1 protein-coding gene is annotated in these 6312 nt (G+C 62.5%); it reads left to right on the top strand.

Annotation, left to right across the window (positions count from 1 at the left end):
* Window positions 1-6312: immunoglobulin-like domain-containing protein (locus tag CAF78_RS28510; RefSeq protein ID WP_371915523.1), on the top strand; the 6312-nt coding region annotated here is incomplete at both ends.

Genomic DNA, 6312 nt, shown 5'->3' with positions numbered 1-6312 from the left:
CGGCACCACCGGTGGTGACTTCGAGCACCTGGAAGTCAGCCCGACGCCGGCTGTGACTGCGATCACCGATTCGATCGACACCTCGACCGTGACCCTGACCGCCACCGCTTCGGCCGTGGAAGGCGGCGTAATCACTTACACCGCGAGCGTGACCTCTCCAGTCACTGGTACCCCGCTGGTGATCACCCTGGCCAACGGCCAGAGCATCACCATTCCGGTCAATGCCAGCTCGGGCTCGGTCGATTTCACCGCGCCGAACAACGTCTACACCACCAACACCCCGCTGACCAACAGCATCACCGGCGTCACCGGTGGCAACTACGAGAAGCTGGACACCACCGGCACCCCAAGCACCACCGTCACCGATGATCCAGCCAAGCTGGACAGCACCGGCCTGACCCTGACGGCCAGCAACAGCGTCGAGGAAGGCGGCAGCATCGTCTACACCGCCAAGCTGACCAATGCGGCCGGCAGCGACATGACCATCACCCTGAGCAACGGCGCGGTCATTACCATCGCCAAGGGCGAGACCGAAGGCAGCGTGCCGTTCAATGCACCGGCCAACACCGTTTATGTGGATGCTGGCAATGTCAGCGTGACGGTCACCGGCACCACCGGTGGTGACTTCGAGCACCTGGAAGTCAGCCCGACGCCGGCTGTGACTGCGATCACCGATTCGATCGACACCTCGACCGTGACCCTGACGGCCACTCCGAGCGTGACTGAAGGCGGCGTGATCACCTATACCGCTTCCGTCACTGCACCTGTGACCGGCACCCCGCTGGTGATCACCCTGGCCAACGGTCAGAGCATCACCATCCCGGTCAATGCCAGCTCCGGCTCGGTCGACTTCACCGCGCCGAACAACGTCTACTCCACCAACACCCCGGTGACCAACAGCATCACCGGCGTGACTGGCGGTAACTACGAGAAACTGGACACCGCCGGCACCCCAAGCACCACGGTCACCGATGATCCAGCCAAGCTGGACAGCACCGGCCTGACCCTGACGGCCAGCAACAGCGTCGAGGAAGGCGGTAGCATCGTCTACACCGCCAAGATGACCAATGCGGCCGGCAGCGACATGACCATCACCCTGAGCAACGGTGCGGTCATCACTATCGCCAAGGGTGAAACCGAAGGGAGCGTGCCGTTCAACGCACCAGCCAACACCGTGTACGTCGATGCCGGTAATGTCAGCGCCACCGTCACCGGCACCACCGGTGGTGACTTTGAGCACCTGGAAGTCAGCCCGACGCCAGCCGTGACTGCGATCACCGATTCGATCGATACCTCGACTGTTACTCTGACCGCCACCGCTTCGGCCGTGGAAGGCGGCGTAATCACTTACACCGCGAGCGTGACCTCGCCGGTCACTGGCACTCCACTGGTGATAACCCTGGCCAACGGTCAGAGCATCACCATCCCGGTCAATGCCAGCTCGGGCTCGGTCGATTTCACCGCGCCGAACAACGTCTACACCACCAACACCCCGGTGACCAACAGCATCACCGGCGTGACCGGTGGCAACTACGAGAAGCTGGATACTGCCGGCACGCCGACCACCGTCGTCACCGACGACCCGGCGCGCCTGGACACCACCGGTGTCAGCCTGACCGCCACCGGTTCCGTCGAGGAAGGCGGCCAGATCACCTACACCGTGAAGCTGACCAACCCTGCCGGCAGCGAGATGAAGGTCACCCTGAGCAATGGTGAAACCATCACCATCGGCAAGGGCCTGAGCGAAGGCAGCGTCACTATTGATGCGCCGAAGAACACTGTCTACGTGGATGCCGGCAAGGTCGAAGCGACCATCACCGGCACTACCGGTGGTGATTTCGAGAACCTCAACGTCAGCTCGACCCCGGCAGTCACTGCCGTTACCGACTCGATCGATACCTCGACGGTCGTCCTGAGTGCCACGCCTTCGGTCACCGAAGGCGGCGTAATCACTTACACCGCGAGTGTGACCTCTCCAGTAACCGGTACCCCGCTGGTGATCACCCTGGCCAACGGCCAGAGCATCACCATCCCGGTCAATGCCAGCTCGGGCTCGGTCGACTTCATCGCACCGAACAACGTCTACTCCACCAACACCCCGGTGACCAACAGCATCACCGGCGTGACTGGCGGTAACTACGAGAAACTGGACACCGCCGGCACCCCAAGCACCACGGTCACCGATGATCCAGCCAAGCTGGATAGCACCGGCCTGACCCTGACGGCCAGCAACAGCGTCGAGGAAGGCGGTAGCATCGTCTACACCGCCAAGCTGACCAACCCGGCCGGCAGTGACATGACCATCACCCTGAGCAACGGTGCGGTCATCACCATCGCCAAGGGTGAAACCGAAGGCAGCGTGCCGTTCAATGCACCGGCCAACACCGTGTACGTCGATGCCGGTAATGTCAGCGCCACCGTCACCGGCACCACCGGTGGTGACTTTGAGCACCTGGAAGTCAGCCCGACGCCAGCCGTGACTGCGATCACCGATTCGATCGATACCTCGACTGTTACTCTGACCGCCACCGCTTCGGCCGTGGAAGGCGGCGTAATCACTTACACCGCGAGTGTGACCTCTCCAGTAACCGGCACCCCGCTGGTGATCACCCTGGCCAACGGCCAGAGCATCACCATCCCGGTCAATGCCAGCTCGGGCTCGGTCGACTTCATCGCACCGAACAACGTCTACACCACCAACACCCCGGTGACCAACAGCATCACCGGCGTGACTGGCGGTAACTACGAGAAACTGGACACCGCCGGCACCCCAAGCACCACGGTCACCGATGATCCAGCCAAGCTGGACAGCACCGGCCTGACCCTGACGGCCAGCAACACCGTCGAGGAAGGCGGCAGCATCGTCTACACCGCCAAGCTGACCAATGCGGCCGGCAGCGACATGACCATCACCCTGAGCAACGGCGCCGTCATCACTATCGCCAAGGGTGAAACCGAAGGCAGCGTGCCGTTCAATGCACCGGCCAACACCGTGTACGTCGATGCCGGTAATGTCAGCGCCACCGTCACCGGCACCACCGGTGGTGACTTTGAGCACCTGGAAGTCAGCCCGACGCCAGCCGTGACTGCGATCACCGATTCGATCGATACCTCGACTGTTACTCTGACCGCCACCGCTTCGGCCGTGGAAGGCGGCGTAATCACTTACACCGCGAGTGTGACCTCTCCAGTAACCGGCACCCCGCTGGTGATCACCCTGGCCAACGGCCAGAGCATCACCATCCCGGTCAATGCCAGCTCGGGCTCGGTCGACTTCATCGCACCGAACAACGTCTACACCACCAACACCCCGGTGACCAACAGCATCACCGGCGTGACGGGCGGTAACTACGAGAAGCTGGACACCACCGGTAATCCGTCTACCACCGTCACCGACGACCCGGCGCGCCTGGACACCACCGGTGTCAGCCTGACCGCCACCGGTTCCGTCGAGGAAGGCGGCCAGATCACCTACACCGTGAAGCTGACCAACCCTGCCGGCAGCGAGATGAAGGTCACCCTGAGCAATGGTGAAACCATCACCATCGGCAAGGGCCTGAGCGAAGGCAGCGTCACCATCGATGCGCCGAAGAACACTGTCTACGTGGATGCCGGCAAGGTCGAAGCGACCATCACCGGAACTACCGGTGGTGATTTCGAGAACCTCAACGTCAGCTCGACCCCAGCAGTCACTGCCGTTACCGACTCGATCGATACCTCGACGGTCGTCCTGAGTGCCACGCCTTCGGTAACGGAAGGCGGCGTCGTGGTGTACACCGCCACTGTCAGCGCACCGGTGACCGGCTCGCCGCTGGTGATTTCGCTGGCCAACGGCCAGACCATCACCATTGGCCTGAACCAGACCACCGGCTCCGTGGACTTCGTAGCACCGAACAACGTCTACAACACCAACACGCCGCTGACCAACAGCATCACCGGCGTCACCGGTGGCAACTACGAGAAGCTGGACACCGCTGGCACCCCAAGCACCACGGTCAACGATGACCCGTCGCGCCTGGACACCACCGGTGTCAGCCTGACCGCCACCGGTTCCGTCGAGGAAGGCGGCCAGATCACCTACACCGTGAAGCTGACCAACCCAGCCGGCAGCGAGATGAAGGTCACCCTGAGCAATGGTGAGACCATCACCATCGGCAAAGGCCTGAGCGAAGGCAGCGTCACCATCGATGCGCCGAAAAACACCGTCTATGTGGATGCCGGCAAGGTCGAAGCGACCATCACCGGCACTACCGGTGGTGATTTCGAGAACCTCAACGTCAGCTCGACCCCAGCAGTCACTGCCGTTACCGACTCGATCGATACCTCGACGGTCGTCCTGAGTGCCACGCCTTCGGTCACCGAAGGCGGCACCGTGGTGTACACCGCCACCGTCAGCGCGCCGGTCACCGGCTCGCCACTGGTCATCAGCCTGGCCAACGGCCAGACCATCACCATTGGCCTGAACCAGACCACCGGCTCCGTGGACTTCGTGGCGCCGAACAACGTCTACAACACCAACACCCCGCTGACCAACAGCATCACCGGCGTCACCGGTGGCAACTACGAGAAGCTGGACACCGCAGGCACCCCAAGCACCACGGTCAACGATGACCCGTCGCGCCTGGACACCACCGGTGTCAGCCTGACCGCCACCGGTTCCGTCGAGGAAGGCGGCCAGATCACCTACACCGTGAAGCTGACCAACCCAGCCGGCAGCGAGATGAAGGTCACCCTGAGCAATGGTGAAACCATCACCATCGGCAAAGGCCTGAGCGAAGGCAGCGTCACCATCGATGCGCCGAAGAACACTGTCTACGTGGATGCCGGCAAGGTCGAAGCGACCATCACCGGAACTACCGGTGGTGATTTCGAGAACCTCAACGTCAGCTCGACCCCGGCAGTCACTGCCGTTACCGACTCGATCGATACCTCGACGGTCGTCCTGAGTGCCACGCCTTCGGTCACCGAAGGCGGCGTAATCACTTACACCGCGAGTGTGACCTCTCCAGTAACCGGCACCCCGCTGGTGATCACCCTGGCCAACGGCCAGAGCATCACCATTCCGGTCAATGCCAGCTCGGGCTCGGTCGACTTCATCGCACCGAACAACGTCTACACCACCAACACCCCGGTGACCAACAGCATCACCGGCGTGACGGGCGGTAACTACGAGAAGCTGGACACCACTGGTAATCCGTCTACCACCGTCACCGATGATCCAGCCAAGCTGGACAGCACCGGCCTGACCCTGACGGCCAGCAACAGCGTCGAGGAAGGCGGTAGCATCGTCTACACCGCCAAGCTGACCAATGCGGCCGGCAGTGACATGACCATCACCCTGAGCAACGGCGCGGTCATTACCATCGCCAAGGGTGAAACCGAAGGCAGCGTGCCGTTCAACGCACCGGCCAACACCGTTTATGTGGATGCTGGCAATGTCAGCGTGACGGTCACCGGCACCACCGGTGGTGACTTCGAGCACCTGGAAGTCAGCCCGACGCCAGCCGTGACTGCGATCACCGATTCGATCGATACCTCGACTGTCACTCTGACCGCCACCGCTTCGGCCGTGGAAGGCGGCGTAATCACTTACACCGCGAGCGTGACCTCGCCGGTCACTGGCACTCCACTGGTGATAACCCTGGCCAACGGTCAGAGCATCACCATCCCGGTCAATGCCAGCTCGGGCTCGGTCGATTTCACCGCGCCGAACAACGTCTACACCACCAATACACCGGTGACCAACAGCATCACCGGCGTCACCGGTGGCAACTACGAGAAGCTGGATACTGCCGGCACCCCAAGCACCACGGTCACCGATGATCCAGCCAAGCTGGACAGCACCGGCCTGACCCTGACGGCCAGCAACACCGTCGAGGAAGGCGGCAGCATCGTCTACACCGCCAAGCTGACCAATGCGGCCGGCAGCGACATGACCATCACCCTGAGCAACGGCGCGGTCATTACCATCGCCAAGGGCGAGACCGAAGGCAGCGTGCCGTTCAATGCACCGGCCAACACCGTTTATGTGGATGCTGGCAATGTCAGCGTGACGGTCACCGGCACCACCGGTGGTGACTTCGAGCACCTGGAAGTCAGCCCGACGCCGGCTGTGACTGCGATCACTGACTCGATCGATACCTCGACCGTGACCCTGACGGCCACCCCGAGCGTGACTGAAGGCGGCGTGATCACCTATACCGCTTCCGTCACTGCACCTGTGACCGGCACCCCGCTGGTGATCACCCTGGCCAACGGTCAGAGCATCACCATTCCGGTCAATGCCAGCTCCGGCTCGGTCGATTTCACCGC

This window comes from Pseudomonas sp. R28(2017), assembly GCF_002112505.1.
GTDB lineage: Bacteria > Pseudomonadota > Gammaproteobacteria > Pseudomonadales > Pseudomonadaceae > Aquipseudomonas.
The sequence above is the reverse complement of the archived record's forward strand: the minus strand, read 5'-3'. Positions and strand labels throughout refer to the sequence as shown.